The 17,003-nt window shown below is 57.6% G+C and carries 17 protein-coding genes, 1 tRNA gene and 2 pseudogenes; 19 read left to right on the top strand and 1 reads right to left on the bottom strand.

Annotation, left to right across the window (positions count from 1 at the left end; genetic code table 11):
• Positions 1-27: 27 nt before the first annotated feature.
• From JS530_RS00730 to JS530_RS00680, 12 genes and pseudogenes are all read left to right on the top strand, one after another.
• The gene (locus tag JS530_RS00730) at positions 28-282 is read left to right on the top strand and encodes a hypothetical protein (RefSeq protein ID WP_214375367.1); all 255 of its coding nucleotides are present in this window, start codon (positions 28-30) and stop codon (positions 280-282) included.
• Complete coding sequence (locus JS530_RS00725) at positions 279-731, top strand: hypothetical protein (RefSeq protein WP_214375366.1); 453 nt, start codon at positions 279-281, stop codon at positions 729-731. The genes JS530_RS00730 and JS530_RS00725 overlap by 4 nt, the downstream gene beginning before the upstream one ends.
• Positions 728-2,299, top strand: a complete 1,572-nt coding sequence (locus tag JS530_RS00720; protein WP_214375365.1) for an AAA family ATPase — start codon at positions 728-730, stop codon at positions 2,297-2,299. Before JS530_RS00725 ends, JS530_RS00720 begins: the two co-directional genes overlap by 4 nt.
• On the top strand, positions 2,286-4,007 hold the full coding sequence (locus JS530_RS00715) for a hypothetical protein (RefSeq protein WP_214375364.1): 1,722 nt from the start codon (positions 2,286-2,288) through the stop codon (positions 4,005-4,007). The genes JS530_RS00720 and JS530_RS00715 overlap by 14 nt, the downstream gene beginning before the upstream one ends.
• A 43-nt stretch (positions 4,008-4,050) precedes the next feature.
• Positions 4,051-4,113: pseudogene (locus tag JS530_RS11005) on the top strand (zinc-ribbon domain-containing protein); the annotation flags it as partial.
• Positions 4,114-4,119: 6 nt separating this feature from the next.
• On the top strand, positions 4,120-4,866 hold the full coding sequence (locus JS530_RS00710) for a hypothetical protein (RefSeq protein WP_240541017.1): 747 nt from the start codon (positions 4,120-4,122) through the stop codon (positions 4,864-4,866).
• Positions 4,867-5,019: 153 nt separating this feature from the next.
• Positions 5,020-5,310 (top strand): 30S ribosomal protein S6, encoded by a 291-nt coding sequence (gene rpsF, locus JS530_RS00705; protein WP_003828111.1) that lies wholly within the window; start codon positions 5,020-5,022, stop codon positions 5,308-5,310.
• Positions 5,311-5,388: 78 nt separating this feature from the next.
• Complete coding sequence (ssb, locus tag JS530_RS00700) at positions 5,389-6,087, top strand: single-stranded DNA-binding protein (RefSeq protein ID WP_214375362.1); 699 nt, start codon at positions 5,389-5,391, stop codon at positions 6,085-6,087.
• An 86-nt stretch (positions 6,088-6,173) separates the two neighbouring features.
• Positions 6,174-6,422: a 30S ribosomal protein S18 gene (gene rpsR, locus JS530_RS00695; RefSeq protein ID WP_033890661.1), complete on the top strand. Its 249-nt coding sequence runs from the start codon at positions 6,174-6,176 to the stop codon at positions 6,420-6,422.
• Between the two features lie 18 nt (positions 6,423-6,440).
• A complete protein-coding gene (rplI, locus tag JS530_RS00690; protein ID WP_214375361.1) occupies positions 6,441-6,887 on the top strand; it encodes a 50S ribosomal protein L9 in 447 nt (148 codons plus the stop codon).
• Between the two features lie 573 nt (positions 6,888-7,460).
• A tRNA-Lys gene (locus tag JS530_RS00685) sits at positions 7,461-7,534 on the top strand.
• A gap of 151 nt (positions 7,535-7,685) precedes the next feature.
• The gene (locus JS530_RS00680; protein ID WP_214375360.1) at positions 7,686-8,420 is read left to right on the top strand and encodes an MIP/aquaporin family protein; all 735 of its coding nucleotides are present in this window, start codon (positions 7,686-7,688) and stop codon (positions 8,418-8,420) included.
• A gap of 96 nt (positions 8,421-8,516) precedes the next feature.
• On the opposite strand, the gene JS530_RS00675 is transcribed toward JS530_RS00680, so the two are convergent.
• Positions 8,517-11,204, bottom strand: coding sequence for an HAD-IC family P-type ATPase (locus tag JS530_RS00675; RefSeq protein ID WP_214375359.1), 2,688 nt, complete (start codon positions 11,202-11,204; stop codon positions 8,517-8,519).
• A gap of 111 nt (positions 11,205-11,315) precedes the next feature.
• On the opposite strand from JS530_RS00675, the gene JS530_RS00670 reads away from it, so the two are divergent.
• The 7 genes and pseudogenes from JS530_RS00670 to JS530_RS00645 all read left to right on the top strand — a co-directional run bounded on the left by JS530_RS00670 (position 11,316) and on the right by JS530_RS00645 (position 16,929).
• The gene (locus JS530_RS00670) at positions 11,316-11,597 is read left to right on the top strand and encodes a metal-sensitive transcriptional regulator (protein WP_214375358.1); all 282 of its coding nucleotides are present in this window, start codon (positions 11,316-11,318) and stop codon (positions 11,595-11,597) included.
• 90 nt (positions 11,598-11,687) lie between these two features.
• Complete coding sequence (locus JS530_RS00665) at positions 11,688-13,121, top strand: DNA recombination protein RmuC (protein ID WP_214375357.1); 1,434 nt, start codon at positions 11,688-11,690, stop codon at positions 13,119-13,121.
• Positions 13,122-13,243: 122 nt separating this feature from the next.
• Positions 13,244-13,873: an orotate phosphoribosyltransferase gene (locus JS530_RS00660; RefSeq protein ID WP_214375356.1), complete on the top strand. Its 630-nt coding sequence runs from the start codon at positions 13,244-13,246 to the stop codon at positions 13,871-13,873.
• 122 nt (positions 13,874-13,995) lie between these two features.
• Positions 13,996-14,512 (top strand): annotated as a pseudogene (locus tag JS530_RS11000) (RNA methyltransferase); the annotation flags it as partial.
• Between the two features lie 38 nt (positions 14,513-14,550).
• Positions 14,551-14,904, top strand: coding sequence for a TrmH family RNA methyltransferase (locus tag JS530_RS10995; RefSeq protein WP_425350841.1), 354 nt, complete (start codon positions 14,551-14,553; stop codon positions 14,902-14,904).
• Between the two features lie 124 nt (positions 14,905-15,028).
• The gene (locus JS530_RS00650; protein WP_214375354.1) at positions 15,029-15,979 is read left to right on the top strand and encodes an ATP-binding cassette domain-containing protein; all 951 of its coding nucleotides are present in this window, start codon (positions 15,029-15,031) and stop codon (positions 15,977-15,979) included.
• Positions 15,976-16,929: an ABC transporter permease gene (locus tag JS530_RS00645; protein ID WP_214375353.1), complete on the top strand. Its 954-nt coding sequence runs from the start codon at positions 15,976-15,978 to the stop codon at positions 16,927-16,929. Before JS530_RS00650 ends, JS530_RS00645 begins: the two co-directional genes overlap by 4 nt.
• Positions 16,930-17,003: the final 74 nt, after the last annotated feature.

Below are 17,003 nucleotides of genomic sequence, written 5' to 3'. Positions count from 1 at the left end.
GTATCACATCAACCAAAAGGACATATCATGACCAATCCAATCCCGATGCCCAACCCAGCCGTACCCATGCCTCAGCAGGCAGGCAAGGCCCCGCAGCCGAAGCCGCAATCCCAGCCGCAGTCCCAAGTACCTGCTGCAGACGCACTCTTGGCCGCCATCGGCACCAACTTCGGCGGCGAATCAACCGATGCCATCGCCAAGGCCAAGAAGAACTCGCTGGCCGAAATGAACAAGAGCCTGCCTGAATGGAGCCTTGAGCCTCCGGAGACGTTCCTGTCATGATCGAGACGTTCTCGCCGCCAACCACCTATGACCAGTGGAGCGCCCTGCTGGACGCCCGCCGAAAGTCGCCGTCGAAAGAACTGGCTGCCGTGTTGCGCCACGGCAGTGTGGATGCTTTCAGCGCGATGCCGGTTCTGGACATGGTGCGTCGGTATTGCGAGGACGTGCTCAATCGGGAGACACGTCGGTTGGAAGCATCGCTCGAAGCCTACAACACCGATGCCGATGCGGTGGCACTGATCTGCACACGGTATTCGGCTGATTGCGAGCGATTGCTGTTCTTTGCTGATGTGCCTGGACTGCCCGCACCGCAAGTAGGCCAGCTGGCTGGAGAGATTCGTCGGTACGTCAGCACAGTGCTGGGTGCAGTGGCTGATGCAGGTGAGTCGCCCCAAGACGATGTGTGGGTTGTGATTCAGCGATTGCGAAGGAGGTGGAGCAGCCGATGAGTGACTATGCGGCCATGAAAACCGATCTAACCGATTACATACGCGCCGGAGTACCGCTGGTGGTGGTTCGTACCACTGAACGGCACCGTGTGGAGCGTGCGCTGCGGCAAATCGTGCAGGAGCTTGGCATATCGGCGTTCTGCTACACCGATGCCAAGCAGGTCGAAGCATTAGGCGGAATCGACTCCGGCGGCAATACCGCATCCGCATCCGGCAAGGATGTGGATTCCGATCCGCTGGCATTTGTGAAAGACACATTCCGCCGGAGCCGGCATGTACCGTTCATGCTGGGGGATACGCGCAAGCTCGATCAGGATTCGCTCTATACCCGCGAACTGCTGTCCGCCGCCTATCTTGCGAAAGACAGCGGCAATACCTTGGTGATTGTGGCTGCTGAGCAGGTGTGGCAGCGGCTTGCCAGATTCGGATTGTTCATCAATCTGGAACTGCCCACGTTCGACGAACGTCTCGCCATGATCGGCAAGTTCGCTGAACAGTACGGGGATCGGGTCTCGTTCAGCGCGACCGGCATGGAACAGCTGTCCACGCTGTTGCGAGGCTTAAGCGAAATCCAAGTGACCAATCTGTTGCGTTCATCCTTGGTTGCCCGCGGCATGCTGACGGATGCTGATGTGTCGGCGATTGCCGAAAGCAAAAGCCGGCTGTATACGCCCGTGGCGAATGTGACGGCGGTGAAGTACCCGGCGAAGCTCGAAGTCGCAGGGCTTGAAGGATTGAAATCCTGGTTGGATCGCAAACGCAACGTGTTCTTCGCGCCGAACGAACTGCTCGACCGGTATGCGCTGCAGTCGCCGCGCGGCATCCTACTCATGGGTGTGCCCGGCTGCGGCAAATCATTCTCAGCGAAGATGATTGCAGCCCGTTGGGGGTTGCCGCTGTTCCGCTTCGATATTGGATCGGTCTACAACAAATACGTTGGCGAAACCGAACGCCGTATGCAGGAAGCGCTGACCTACATCGACAATGTTGCCCCCTGTGTGCTGTGGATCGATGAAATCGAGAAGGCCTTGTCCACCGATTCGGGCGAAAGCGACGTGGGCAACCGCGTACTCGGGCAATTCCTGTTCTGGTTGCAGGAATCCCAAGCGAAAGTGTTCCTAGTGGCCACAGCCAACAATGTGGATCATCTGCCACCTGAACTGTTCCGTAAGGGGCGCTTCTCGGAAAGCTTCTTCATCGACCTGCCGAACCATGCCGAGCGGGAAGCGGCTATTGCACTTTATGCCGGACTGTCGCTGCATCAGCGCTTTGATGCGGCGGAATTAAGCCGCTTGGCGGATGCGTCGGAAGGCTTCTCCTACTCCGACATCGAACAGTCGGTGAAGGACTTGGCCGAGCAGCGCGTATTCGGCGGGCTGGAACAGGTAACGGTGGAAACCATGGAACGACATTTCAACGAGACCATACCGATATCCGCGTCCCGTATCGCGCACATTCGCGAATGGGGCGCACGCAATGCGCGGTCGGCCTCGGCAGACGAGACGGCAACAAACACAACCGTTGCAACGGTAACGAATCAACAGGCGGGAGACGATGATGGCGAATGAGGGTTTAAAAGCGGAAGTGGCCCGCAAGCAAGGCGTGCTCAACGGCGTCAACCATGCGAATGATCAGCTCGCACAGGAAATCAGCTATGTGGTCGGTGCGATGGATGCGGCGAATCGTGATCTCAACAACACCTCCGACAATATTCGCGCCCATCTGGGCGGTGCCAGCAACACGCTCGGCTCGGCGCATCAGCAGATCATCGCAGCGTACGAAGTGCAGCAAAGCATGGATGCGCTCTACATGCGTTTGAAGCAGATGGAGCTGGCCAACAAGCGCATCCGCGAATGCAATAACAAGAAGTTCTATGACTTCGCGGTATATCGCACAGTGCGTAAGATCGTGCAAGGCATTATGGATAATCTGGACTTCTCCATGATTTCCGAACAGGTTATCGCCAAAGCCGTGGAGCGCAAACAGCTGGAGAATCCTGATTACTGGCTGACCAGCGTGCTGGTCGCCGTAGTGGCATGGCATGCCGACCAGCGGGAACGTGCACAGCGCGCATTGGATCGCGCCATGAAACTGGATGGACGCAAAACCGCATCGTTCCTCATGATCTTCTATCTGCGGCTCCACCGCGAGCAGACGGCGCTCAAATGGTTCTCCTATCTGGCTTCCGGCAAGCTCAAAGGCGCGGAGAAGCCAATGGTGCTGCTGTTCTTCTCCATGCTGTCGAAAACCATTGAAGACAGCATGTCTGATCAGTCCCGCCAAATCATCACCCGGTATATCAATACGCTGATTGCCGATGGCATGCGGCGCGGAGGGCAAGCGCAAAGCGCAACAATCGGTCGAATCGCGGACGCGTTCGCGGCATTGGCCGACGATGCTTCGTTCCCTTACGAGGCGATTCGCGGATCGGTGCCATCGTATGCCGGCTTGCAACGCAGCTTGCAGCTGGCCGCCAATAACGCCAACGTTATCGACTTCATTGCCGAAATCATGAACGTAGAGGAAGCGCAGCGCAACGAATTCCTCAAGCAATACATCGATTTCGTAGTGGCGGCACCGTGCACAGTGGAACAGCAGGTGTACGACGAAATCGACCGCAATGAATACATCATCAAATTCCAAGGCGATGTGCAGGCGGCCCAGCAGGCGTACGAGGCGCACAAGCAGCATGATGTGAAAGATTTCGACATCATCACCGAAATGATGGACTGGATCTATACCACGAGCGGTCGCGCGGAATCCAACCCGCAGATGCGCAAGAACATGCTTGTGGCCACCAAGGAACTGCAGCAGCAAGCCGGAGACCTGTATATTCAGCGATACCGTACGTTGTTCACGCCGGTGCAACATATTGTGATTGATGATTTCGCAATCCAAGGTGATTTGCGCAACGTGGAAGGCAATGCCGCGCAGGCGAAACAGTTCTATGAGGGCAAGGCGGCTGTCGAAAAAGCCCAAGTCAAAGACATCTGGTCGATTGTGCTGATGGTCGCCGGCGTGCTGGGCGGCGTGGGACTGGCGTTTGTCCAGCCGGCGCTCGCAGGATTAGGCGCGCTCGCAGCCATCGGCGGCGGCGTGTGGATGCTGATGAATCACTTCACGCGCAAGCGCATCGATCTGAAATACGCGCAAATCATCCGGTCCACACGAGACCGGTTGCAAGCGCTGTTCGCGGACTGGCAGCAACTGGAGCGGGATTTCCATGCCAAGGATCTGCTGGCTCAGACCCTGGTCGACCGGCTCGCGGAACTGTGATGTGTGAGATCAGCGTGACCGTCATGATAGTGAGGAGTGAAAAATGAATTGTCCACATTGCGGTAAGCCGTTGAGGGACGGTGCAAGATTCTGTGGATCGTGTGGAGTCTCGGTGGCGGCTGCCCCGGCTCCGGCAGGCCCTGTTGCGCCGCACGCCGCGGTACCTGTGCCGGTTGCTCCGTCACCTGCGGCGGTACCTGTGCCGAAGGCTGCGGCAGTTCCTCAGCCGGCCGCTGCCGTGCCGGTTCCATCGGCTCCAGTGCCCGGTGGCGCAGTGCCGGGTGGTGTTGCGTCGGCTCCTTCCGCGCCTGTGCCGGCGGCACCTGCCCCGAGACATCCTCAATCGCAGCCGGGAGCGCCACAACAAGTACCGACTGCGGCTCCGGGTCAGCCGAACGGACAACCCAACGGTGGTGTTCCTGCGCCGAATCATGCGGTGCCTGTTCCAGGTACAGCATCTCAGCCGGCGGTGCCGCAGCCAACAGTGCCTCAGCAGCCGGGCGCGCAGTCGGCGGTGCCGCAGCCGGTCCAGTCAGCGGTACCGCAACCTGCAGTCCCGCAGCCCGCGCAATCAGCAGTGCCGCAACCCGGGGCGCAAGCTCCGGCAGCATCACAACCGTCTGCATTGCCAGCTCCCAGTGTGAAGCCGCCAATCGATCCCAAGGATCTGCGTGTGTTCCTTATTGGCCTTGCCGTGGTGCTGGTGGTGTTCGCGCTCTGCACTGTGGCAGCAGTCACCTATCGCCTTGGCGTATGGGGTGGTGCCAAGGGAGGCAAAGCGTCGGCAACGGCAGAGCCGGCGGCATCCGTTACCGTCACCGCCGACCCGCTTGCGCAGTTGCCGGCGTATCTGCGGTAAGAGGCAACGAATCATTCGGCGATACGGCATGTCTGCACGGCTTGCGCTGTCTGGCCAATGCCATAAACTGCTGAAGTTGCCCTTTTGGGGCACAGCGTATACACACTCCTGCCACGGAACGTCCGTGGCCGAATAGTCCGAAGGAGGTGGGTGATGTCTGCGCATAAGTACGAACTGATGTTCATCGCCGATCCTGAGCTGGATGAGCGCGGTCTGAAGAAGCTGACCGAGCAGTATCTGGAGCTCGTCACCAAGGAGGGCGGTTCTTTCGATGAGCCCGATTACTGGGGCCGTCGCAAGCTCGCCTATGAGATTGCCGGTAAGACCGAAGGCAACTACGTCGTTGTGAAGTACACCGCTGAGCCCGCTACTAGCGATGAGCTCGACCGTGTGCTGAACCTCAACGAATCCGTGATCCGTACGAAGATCCTTCGTAAGGGCTGAATTCAAAGCGTTTAAGCGTTTAGTCAGCTGAAGAGCTGATGTGCAAGTTGCGAATCATCGCAAGTAAGAAGGCATGGCATGGCAGGCGAAACCATTATCACCGTGGTCGGTAACCTCACCCGCGATCCTGAGCTGCGCACTATTGGCAGCGGTTCAACGGTGGTGAACTTCACCATCGCTGCATCCACTCGTCAGTACAACCGCAACACGAACCAGTGGGAAGACGGCGACACGCTGTTCATGAACTGCTCGGCATGGGATGGTCGCGCTTCGTCGCTGGCCTCCAACATTGCCAGCAGCCTGTCCAAAGGCATGCGCGTGATCGCTCAGGGCCGACTGACCCAGCGTTCCTACCAGGCCCAGGATGGAAGCCAGCGCACGGTTGTGGAACTGCGCGTTGACGAGATCGGCCCGGCATTGTCTCGCGCCACCGCACAGGTGACGCGTCAGACCAGCCAGGGTGGATTCCAGGGTCGCTCCGGTGGATTCCAGGGCGGCCAAGGTGGCCAAGGTTACGGCAACCAGGGTGGTCAGGGTGGCTACAACGGTGGCCAGTCCGGTTACTCCGGTGGTCAGGCTGGCAATGGTGGCTACTCCGGTGGCTATCAGGGTGGCGCTGGCTACTCTCAGCAGCCCGCAGCCCAGAGCGCTCCCGCACAGTCCGCGCCTGCAGTCGATCCGTGGAGCTCCGGTAGCTCCGCTGGTTCCGCTGACTCCGGGTTCACATTTGGTGGCTCGTCCGAGTTCGGCAGCGACGATAACGATCCGGAATTCTAAGCATTGGATCGTTGAGCGTATAACCGAGCACTATTGCACACAGCTCAACAGCAGCAATCAAAGATACAGATTTTAAGGAGAACATCATGTCACGTAAGAGGCCGCAGCCGCCGGTCAAGCCGTTCAAGAAGAAGCCGAACCCGCTGAAGGCTGCCAAGATTACCGAGATCGATTACAAGGACGTTGCGCTGCTGCGTAAGTTCATCTCCGACCGCGGTAAGATCCGTTCCCGCCGTATCACCGGTGTGACCGTTCAGGAACAGCGCGAGATCTCCAAGGCTATTAAGAACGCCCGCGAGATGGCTCTGCTGCCGTACGCCACTTCCGGTCGCTGAGTTAGGAAGGCTTGAACAATGGCTGAAACCAAGATCATTCTCACCAAGACCGTTGCTCACCTCGGTCACCCGGGCGACGTTGTCAACGTCAAGGCTGGCTACGCTCGCAACTACCTGTTCCCGCAGGGCCTGGCTTTCGCTTGGACCAAGGGCGCTGAGGCTCAGATCACCGCTATGAAGCGCGCTCGTCTGGCCAAGGCCGTTGCCACCCGTGAAGACGCCGTGGCTGCCAAGGCTGCTATCGAGGGCACCACCGTCGAGATCGCTGCCAAGGTTTCCGAGTCCGGCAAGCTGTTCGGTGGCATCTCCAAGGAAGCCATCGCCATCGCCCTGTCCGACAAGGCTCCGGTTGATCCGAAGTCCATCGAGGTCGAGACCATCAAGACCACCGGCGATTTCCCCGCCAAGGTGGCCCTCCACCCGGAGATCACCGCTTCCTTCTTCGTGAAGGTCGTGGCCGAGTGAACCATTCCGGCGTAATGCTGGAATCTTTCAGGCTAGAAGTCTGAGCTTAAGCATTGAAAGCCCCGCGCTTGTGTTCGCACAGCGCGGGGCTTTCGTTTATTCCGGTTCTTGGTTCCTGCTGATGGGCTGAGCTGGGGAAGATTTATTGGTTTTCTTTTTTGCTCCCTCTGATGGGCTGAGCCGTAGAGCAAACAGCCCGGTGGGCTGTTTGTAGGCGCGGACGAGCGTCAGCAAGTTAACAGATCGCAGGCGAAGCCTGTCTGTAATTGCGGGACGAGCTGGCAGCCGAAGGCTGACTGAGGGAGAGACTGGTAAGGAATTACGGGGTATCTCATACGGGTATCTCATACGGGTATCTCATAATCATGGACGGACTCAGCAGCAATCATAGTGTGTGTATTTTGTGAAGCTGTGATGATGACATGCTTACTGTGCGTGCGGAGTCGACGTTCCGTTGAAAAATCACGAAAATAAAAACGTTGAAATTCCGGGCGACACGCCGAGGCTTGCGTTCGAAGAGAATCTGAGTATATTTATCACTCGTTGCAAGGAACACTTCAACAGCTAGCCAACGCCCCTGTAGCTCAGTTGGTTAGAGCAGCTGACTCTTAATCAGCGTGTCCAGGGTTCGAATCCCTGCGGGGGCACAAACAGACCGGAACCGAAAGGTTCCGGTTTTTTGTTTTTTCTCCGTTAATCTCACGTTCAGCCCTCGGCGTACACTTATCCCGTTTGCGTGACTTGGCCATTCGGCCGCTGCGGGTCACATTATTCACTAGAACGAGAAAAGAAGAAGCAGTGGAATACTCCCTCTTTACCAAGCTGGCTGCCGAATTCTTCGGCACCGCCATTCTGATGATTTTCGGCAACGGTTCTGTGGCCAACGTCGAACTTAAGAACACCAAGGGCCATCATGCCGGCTGGCTGAACATCGCCATGGGCTATGGCTTCGGCGTGATGTTCCCGGTGCTGATGTTCGGTGCCGTCTCCGGCGCTCACATCAACCCGGCCATGACTCTTGCTCAGGCTATTAACGGTTTGTTCCCGTGGGACGAAGTGCTGCCGTACATTATTGCTCAGCTGCTCGGTGCCGCTCTGGGCCAGTTCATCGTGTACCTGACTTATTGGCCGCATTACAAGGAGACCGAGGATGCTGAGGCTATTCTCGGTACTTTCTGCACCACCGATGCTCACAACGACAAGGCCAACTACTTCCTCAATGAGATGTTCGGTACCCTCGTGCTCGTCTTTGGTGCACTGTGCTGCCTCTCCCTGCCGTGGGGCAAGCAGGATTACGCTGCCGCTTCCATCGTGGTCGGCTTCATTGTGTGGGGTCTTGTGACCTCTATGGGTGGTCCGACCGGCCCTGGTCTGAACCCGGCGCGCGATCTTATGCCGCGATTGCTTCACGCCATTCTGCCGATTCCGTCCAAGGGCTCTTCCCGTTGGGGCGAGGCTTGGATTCCGGTTGTGGCTCCGATTGTTGGTGCCATCATCGGTTGCTGGATGTTCGTGTTCTTCTTCGGCGCCTGATGTGTGTGCCGCTCGATTCGTCTGATTGAGGATATCGGCGTATAAAAAATGACCTCCACTGTTACGGTGGAGGTCATTTTTTTCTATGTAGCTCGATTACTTCTCCAGGAAGATCTGCGGGGCCTTGGCGAAGTTGTTGGCGCAATGCTCGCCGCAGAAGTAGTAGGTCTTGCCTTCATATTCTCTGGTGATCGCGTCTGCGTTCACGCTGACGGTCATGCCGCATACCGGATCGGTTGCGGTTTCGCCATCCATGGGAGCGTTGTGATGCATGTGCATGTTCATATCCATAGGATTCTCCTTGGTGTTGTGTGATTGGCCGGACAGATGTGTGAGCTCGGTACGATCATCGACGATGATAGTGGGTTCGTGACCTTCTGATACCGAGTTGTTCGCGTTGGGAGTAGGCGATGACGCTGCGGTGCTGGCATTGAGGCCGGCGCTGATATTCGTGTTGATATGCGCCATATGCAGACGGTTGGCGTTCAGCACCAGGCAAACGGAGCTCAATGCCATGGCGAGTCCCGCGATCATCGGGCTGAGCAGCCAGCCGGTGAACGGGAACAGTACGCCAGCGGCGACGGGGATGCCGATGATGTTGTATCCAAATGCCCAACCCAGATTCTCGCGAATATTGCGCATGGTGGCTTCGGAAAGATTGATGGTCTTGAGTACGCCCCGCAGATCGCCACTCATCAACGTCACGTCGGCCGATTGCATGGCTACGTCCGTGCCGGTGCCAATGGCGATGCCGAGGTCGGCCTGTGCCAGTGCGGGCGCGTCATTGATGCCGTCGCCCACCATGGCGATGAGATTCGCTGCCGGCTTTGATGCCAGCGTAGATCCGTTGCGCTGATTGGCGGCATTGTTCGATGCTTCCGTTCCGGTGCCGGACTGTCCAACGGTGTAGTGTTCGTCGCGTTCGCGCTGCAGCTGTTCAATCCAATGGGCTTTTCCATCCGGTTTGACCTCGCAGATCACGGTATCGATACCGACCTCTCGCGCGATGCGACCGGCTACTTCGGCTTTATCGCCGGATAGCATCACCGTGCGAATGCCGCGTGCGCGCAATGCTGCAATCGCCTCGATCGAACCATCTTTGATGGTGTCCTGTTCGTAGCTGGGCTTGTTCCAAGCGGCGTTGTCATCCACCACGCCGCGGGTGATGGTGCCGGTCTTGTCGAATACCACCGTGCCGATGCGCTGTGCTTGTTCCAAAGCCTTTGCGGACGTGACCAGCACGCCGTTTGTGGCTCCGAGGCCAAGCGCCACGGTCACGGAAAGCGGCGTGGCAAGACCCAATGCGCATGGGCAGGCAATAATCAGCACGCTGACCGCGGTCACCAGCGCATGAGCCAATTGCGGGCTAGGGCCAACCGACACCCAAATGGCAAACGTCCATACCGCGATGATGATGACCGCCGGTACGAAATACTTCGCGATGCGATCAGCCATCTGCTGCACCGGAGCTTTAGTGGCCTGTGCGCGAGCGACCATTGCTGTGATCTGCGAAAGCACGGTGTTCGCGCCGACCTGAGTGGCGCGCATCACGCAATCACCGTGCAACACAACGGTTGCGCCGGTGAGCAACGCATCCTTGGTCTTGTTGACTGGCTTGGATTCGCCGGTAATCATCGACTCGTCCACCGTGACCTTACCGGCTACGACCATGCCATCGGTAGGCACACGCTCGCCGTTGCGCACTACGAGCAAATCTCCTGCGGTGATGTCGTCGACGTCAATATCGGTGCTGTTGGCCGGGTTCAGCCATAGTGCTGTGGAAGCTTCGGTATTTGCATCATTCGCTGCATCATGTTGGGCTGCGGCAGACGTGAACGTGGCCGTTTCCTGCAGCTTGTGCGCGGTGCGCGGACGAAGCTTGATCAGTGATTGTACGGCCTTGCCGGTGCCTTCGCGAGCCTTGTTCTCAAGGAGCCGTCCAACCAACACCAACGTGATGACCACGCCCACCGATTCGAAGTATGGCTCGCGAGAGCCTTCGGGGAATATCCACGGCGCGATACAGGTGACCAAGCTATATACATATGCGGCAGTGGTACCCAGCGAAACCAGTGAATTCATGTCTGGTGAGCGATGGGCCAAGGCCGGGAATCCAACACTATGAATAGGGTGACCGCAATAGAACATCACCGGTGTGATCAGTATGGCTTGCAGCCAAGGGTTGACCATCCAGTGTGGGACGAGCATCGGATTGGCCATGTGCAGCATTGTGGCGGTGAATACCGGAATAGTGAGCACTGCGCCGATAATCACCAATTTGGTAAGGGCCTTGATTTCATTGCGGCGCTCCTGCGCTTCGCGCTGCTCGGCTTGTGCCGCGTCTAGCGGCTCGTCCGCAGTATGCTGCAGGGCGTTGGCCGGGATGGCGGATACGTTGGATTCACCCTCCACGCGCAGCAGGCCATGCACCATGTTCATGCCACAGGCGAATGGATATTCACCGGCGGGCAGGGGCGGCAGCTGTACGTCTGTGCGGGTGTTGCCGGGCAGCATCGCATCGAGACCCAAATCGCCGAAAACCACATGAGAGGTGCATTCGCCGGTTTCCTGGCGGTCGAACGTCAGTGTGATGGGCAGGCCTGCCTGCATATTCACCACTGCCGGGGAGTAGCCGCCTTTGACCGTGATGGTTGCGTGTTGTTGCCCGTTATTGATGGTGCCGGATGCTCCGCGTTGCGGCGCGAAGAAGAATCGCAGAATTGCCCATGTAATGGCGGCTGCCGCTAGCAGTGCCGCCACCAAGGCGAATATGTTGAACCCCATGCTCGCTCCTTCCTCTTGGTATTCTACTCAATCCATAGTGTATACCCAATACCCCTATAGGGTATATAATCGGTGGTGTTCAGCTTTCGGAAAAGTAAGGGGAGTGCAACCATGCACGGGTACAGCGGTGACAAAGCAAAGATCGTGGCCCGCCTTCGCCGTATTGAAGGACAAGTGCGCGCCATCGAGCAGATGGTGGAGGACGACAAATACTGCATCGATATCCTCACACAGATTTCCGCTTCGAACTCGGCGTTGAAGTCTGTGGCATTGTTGTTGCTGGATGATCATCTTGGTCACTGCATTCGTCAGGCATCGATTGAGGGCGGGGCGGTGGCTGACGAGAAGCTCAAAGAGGCTTCGGCGGCCATCGCGAGGTTGGTCAAATCATAGGACCGTGGAACAAGGCTCTTCCATCATGCACCATAAAAATCGAGAGGGAAAAAATATTCCCTCTCGAAAAACTCATGCAATACTGAGGGCATGTTTGAACAAACGGGAAACGTGATACTGCTGATTGCGGTATTGGTGGTCGGTGCAGGTCTGGGACTCTTCGCGGGCTTCGTACTGGGCAGAAATAAAGGCCAGGAAATGGCTCGTAATGCCAAGACGGAGGAACTGGAGGAGTCCCGGGCCCTGCTCCAGGATGCACGTCATGAATCGGCTGAACTCGGTGCTGCCAACGCTGCCGCACGCGCTCAGATTGAGGGGCTGAACCAGCAGCTTGCCTTCGTGAAATCGCAGTTGACGCAGGCGCAGCAGGCTGAACAGATTCGCATACAGCATGAGCGGGAACGTGCTGCGGCTGAAGCGGAGGAACGCCGCAACGCCGAAGCAAAGGCGGCTGAAGAAAAGCGATTGGCCGACATGCAAGCCGCCGAAGTGAAGCGCCAGGAGCAGGAAGCGCGGCTGAAAGAGCAGAGCAAGGTACTGGAGGCGCTCGCCCCGGTTGCCAGAAACCTCGATGCCCTGCAAAATAAGGTCGCGCAGATCGAAGAAGGCCGTAAACAGGAGATGGGTGCGCTGGGCGCTCAGCTCAAAGGGCTGAACGATCAGCAAGTCCGACTGGACAAAGAGACCAGCTCGCTTTCCGCTGCGTTGCGCAACAACAAGGTGCGTGGCGCATGGGGCGAGGCGCAGTTGAAGAACATTGTCGAATCAGCAGGTCTTCTAGAGCATGTGGATTTCGATACACAGGTAGTGGTTACCGGTGCCGATGGGCGCACGCTGCGCCCGGATATGATTGTCCATCTGCCCGGCGGCAAAACCATTCCCATCGATGCCAAAGTGCCATATGCCGATTATCAGCGGGCATGTGAGATTCCTGAAACCGCAAGTCCTGAGGAGTTGGCCCGGCGTGATGAGCTGCTGCGTTCCCACGCCAAAGCATTGCGAGAGCATGTGCGCGCGCTGGGGGAGAAGGCCTATTGGAACGCGTTTGCGACCGCACCGGATTTCGTCGTGGCATTCATCCCCAACGAGTCATTGCTGCAGGCCGCCCTCGAAGCTGATCCCACATTAATGGATGATGCATTCTCCCGTAAGGTGGCGCTGACCTCTCCGGTGACGTTGTGGGCGGTGCTGAAATCCGTGGCCTACGCATGGCAGCAGCAATCGCTGACTGATGATGCCAAGCAGCTGTTTGATCTGTCGCGTGAAATCTATGAACGATTCGCGGTATTGGGCGATTACGCCACCAAACTGGGAACCCAGATTTCCAAGACGGTTGGCGCTTACAACAAGTTCGCGGCAAGCCTGGAACGCCGCGTGCTGCCTACGGCTCGCAAATTGCAGATAATCGAGCCGTCCAAAGTGATTGCGCAAGTGCCGCTTATCGAATCCGACAAAGGCAACATCAGTGAGCTTTCCGCACCCGAAGTCGTGCCGCCGGACGGTGAGAGCGGTCAGGTGGTTTGACTGCGATGCGTGAGATTGATGGCCTAGGAACGGTTGTACAAGGTGATGTGCAGGGAATATGGGCAGTGTATGTTCTTCTACTGGTCCCGCTCTCTGACCCCCTCAGGCGATAGGCTTGCACCATGACTGAATCAGGATTCCGCCCGACTGGCACGCCGGATCTAGCCGGCGCGAAGAACACCACTAACTTCGCCATGATGGACCCGCGTGAGCAGCTCGCCACTTTGCTGAAAGAGCATGTGGTGGATCGCCCGTTCTCCGAACTGGCTGCAGTGACCTTTGACCACCACGCAGCGCCGATTATGGGTCATGTGCTCATCGATGCCTTGGAAGACGCCGGCTACTCAGTCGATGATTTCGACGCGGTCGGCGCATTGACGGCAGCTGCAGTGCCGATGGTGTCCGCCATGATTCAGGCCGCCGCCTCCCGTGGCGAGGACTTGGATGGTTTTGTAATGGACTTCGTATACCCCTCTATCAAGGGGCCATCCATCGAAGGCCGCCGAGTGGTGCTGCTGGACGCTTGGCTGTCCGAAAAATCCTATGTACAGACAAGCTCGCTGGTCACCCTGCGTAACGGTAACGAATTGGGTCTCGACTTCGGCATCGTCAAGCAGCTGGGAGCCGAAGTCGTGGCTATTGCATCGCTTGTCGGCGGCGGAGCCAAGGACATCAACGTAGTCAATCCGACAACAGGAGACAGCCAGGTACTGCCTTTCGTCCAAGTGTTTGACGAATCCGAACTTCGTTAATCGTGTCGTAGGCTTCCCTCCGTACGCGAGGAAAGCCGAGGCGACTGTTGTGAGACGTGTTCCATATTCCATAGAGAATCAACGACTCGTCTCACGATGCTGATGCTTGCAGAGGAGCAATAGTGCACGCACCGAACCAGATTTCCTTGGCCGCCAAAGCTTCGGGCGAACCTGAATTCCGCGAAGTCGGCGTAGGACCGTGGAGCGAGACTCACCCTGGCGAACCGCGCCCGGATGACCCTGCATCACCGAATTATGATGCACGTTTCGATACCGCGCTGTTGAACGATGGCGATCGGCGCAACGTGCTCGACCGCTACCGCTATTGGTCGGTGCAAGCCATCAAAGACGATTTGGATACGCGCGGACGCCATGATTTCGAAGTCGCTGTGGAAAACTGGACCCATGACTTCAACATCGGTTCCATGGTACGAACCGCCAACGCCTTCCAAGCCAAGCGAGTGCATATCGTCGGCCCGCACAAGTGGAACCGCAAAGGTGCTTTGATGACCGAGCTCTACCAGCATGTAGAGCATCATCCATCCATCGCCGAATTGGTGGAATGCTGGCATCATCGCATTGCCGGAGAAATCGCAGCCGAGCGTGCGCGGGCTGCTGCAGCTGCCATCCACATTCACCAATATGGTGCGAATGCCACTGAATTTGGGGCGCAGTCATTGATTCCTGATTCATTCAGCGCGAACAGCACTGGTGCGGGCTCTCCCATGCAGCACGCAATGGAGGAACTTGCCGACGCAGACCTTCGCATCAAAGAGCTGCAAGCAGCTCGCGTTATCGCACTGGATATCATTCCAGGCGCAGTGCCTATGGAAACCTATCAGTTCCCCAAGCGTTGCCTGCTGCTGTTCGGCGCGGAAGGTCCAGGTCTGAGCCAAAAAGCCCTCGACCTCGCGGACGATGTGGTCTACATCTCCCAGTTCGGTTCCGTGCGGTCCATCAACGCCGGTGCGGCGGCAGCTGTAGCCATGCATGCATGGATTGCGCAACATGCAGCTCCGGTAACAGTCTGAACTGCTACCGGTTCCGAAGATACGGGATAGTTGCTCACAGAATTCTTCAGCTGTTTACCTGCATGGGGGCGGTTTACATTGACACTCCCGCAAGTAGTGTCGGTTTATCGGCTACAGTTGAATCATGATTGAGGTTGAGGGGCTCAGCAAGCGATTCAAGACCAAACAAGCATTGAACAAGGTGACCTTCACTGCCGAGGATGGCAAGGTCACCGGTTTTTTGGGGCCTAATGGAGCAGGCAAATCCACTACCATGCGTGCCATGTTGGGGCTTATCGCCCCGGATAGTGGGCAAGCGCTCATCGATGGTAAGCCGTTCACCAAGCTGCGCGCTCCCATGCGCACGGTCGGAGCAGTGCTGGATGCCAAATCCGCGCATCGGTCACGTTCGGCACGTGATCACCTGCTCGCGCTGGCGTACACCAACAACATTCCCAAACGTCGCGTAGACGAAGTCATTGATATGACCGGCCTGACCAATGTGGCCAAAAGCCAAGCCGGACGTTTTTCGCTCGGCATGAGCCAGCGTCTGTCCATTGCCGCAGCCCTCTTAGGCGACCCTCATAATCTGGTGCTGGATGAGCCCATTAACGGACTCGACCCGGAAGGCGTGAAATGGGTACGTGAATTATGCCGCTATTACGCCGCACAAGGACGTGCCGTACTCTTGAGCTCGCATCTCATGAGCGAAGTGGCGCTTACCGCAGACGACCTCGTCATCATCGGGCAAGGTCATATTCTGGAAACCACGACAGTCAGCAAGTTTGTAGCCGAGCATTCCACGCGCTCCATTCGCGTGGTCACCCCTGAACCAGACAAACTCAGGTCGATTTTCGCCGCTGCTCAGGAAGTGCGCGTTGTATCCGATCAGCGCGCGCCTGCAGATCCTCCTGTCGGGGAAGTCTTTCGCATCATCGGCGCCGACCTGGTAGCCGCAGCCCACGTGTTCGCCCAAGCCGGACTCATCACCTACGAACTTATCGAAGAGCGCGCATCCCTTGAGGAAGCCTACATGGCATTAACCCATAACCAAGTTGAATATCAGACCAAGTCGGCTGCGGAGGTGACTCGATGAGTAACGTGACGATGACCGGCGCCAGCGCCACAAACAGTACCGGGCAGCGCCCTGTCAGCCGGCGCGCCAATCGATGGAATCGCCGCATTCGGCTGACGTTCGCTGGCTCGCTCAAAGCCGAGCTGCTCAAGCTCAAATCACTGAAATCCACATGGATTCTACTGGGGCTGGCCGCGGCCCTCATGGTGGGTATGGCAGCACTGAGCGCATGGACCACCACGTTCATGGCGACCGTTGACCTCACCACCGGCAAAACACTGGACCATCCCAAGCCACTCGCCGCCGTCGATTTATGGGCGGTACTGGCATCATCAGGCAGCACTGCCGCGCTCGTAATCGGCATCTTCGGTGTTATGGCCATCACCAGCGAATACACCACCTCCGCCATCCAATCCAGCCTGACCGCTAATCCCAGGCGCGGCATGTTCTACCTCAGCAAATCAATCGCCGTGGCGCTCTATGCACTTGCCTCGGGCATCGTCGGCATTCTGCTGGCCTCCGGCGTGCTTTGGCTGTTCGTTGAGGGGCATGATGTCACGCCGCTCACAGACGACCAGTGGCGTATTATCCCCATCACCGTGGTTGGGTTTCCGATGACCATCATGTGTATTGCGTTGATGGCGTTGGGCTTGGGCGCTCTGACCCGCTCCACGGTGGGTGGCATCAGCGCGGTAGTTGTACTGCTTATGGTGCTTTCATCCGTGTTGGCCATCGTATCCCTGGCGGTCAGTCAAGTTTCCTGGCTCGGCACATTGGCGTATCTCACCCCGGATATGGCGATGAACAACTTCCTCGGAGCCAGCATCCGCAGCGATGCCGTCTCCTCCGTCACCTCGCAGCAGGATTATTGGATTCCCGAATGGTGGCAATCCGTATTGATATTGCTTGCTTGGGTCTCCGCGGCTTGGGTCGGCGGCCTTCTTGTCACCAAAAAAGCGGATGTCAAATAACTATCACACACCACCGTGCAGCTATGTACGCGTCGGCATAGCCCGTGTCTAGCCGCGCGTCCGGCCGCACGCCC

Source organism: Bifidobacterium colobi (assembly GCF_018555455.1).
In the GTDB taxonomy this organism is placed as follows: Bacteria; Actinomycetota; Actinomycetes; order Actinomycetales; family Bifidobacteriaceae; genus Bifidobacterium; species Bifidobacterium colobi.
This window is presented reverse-complemented; position numbering and strand designations above follow the sequence as displayed.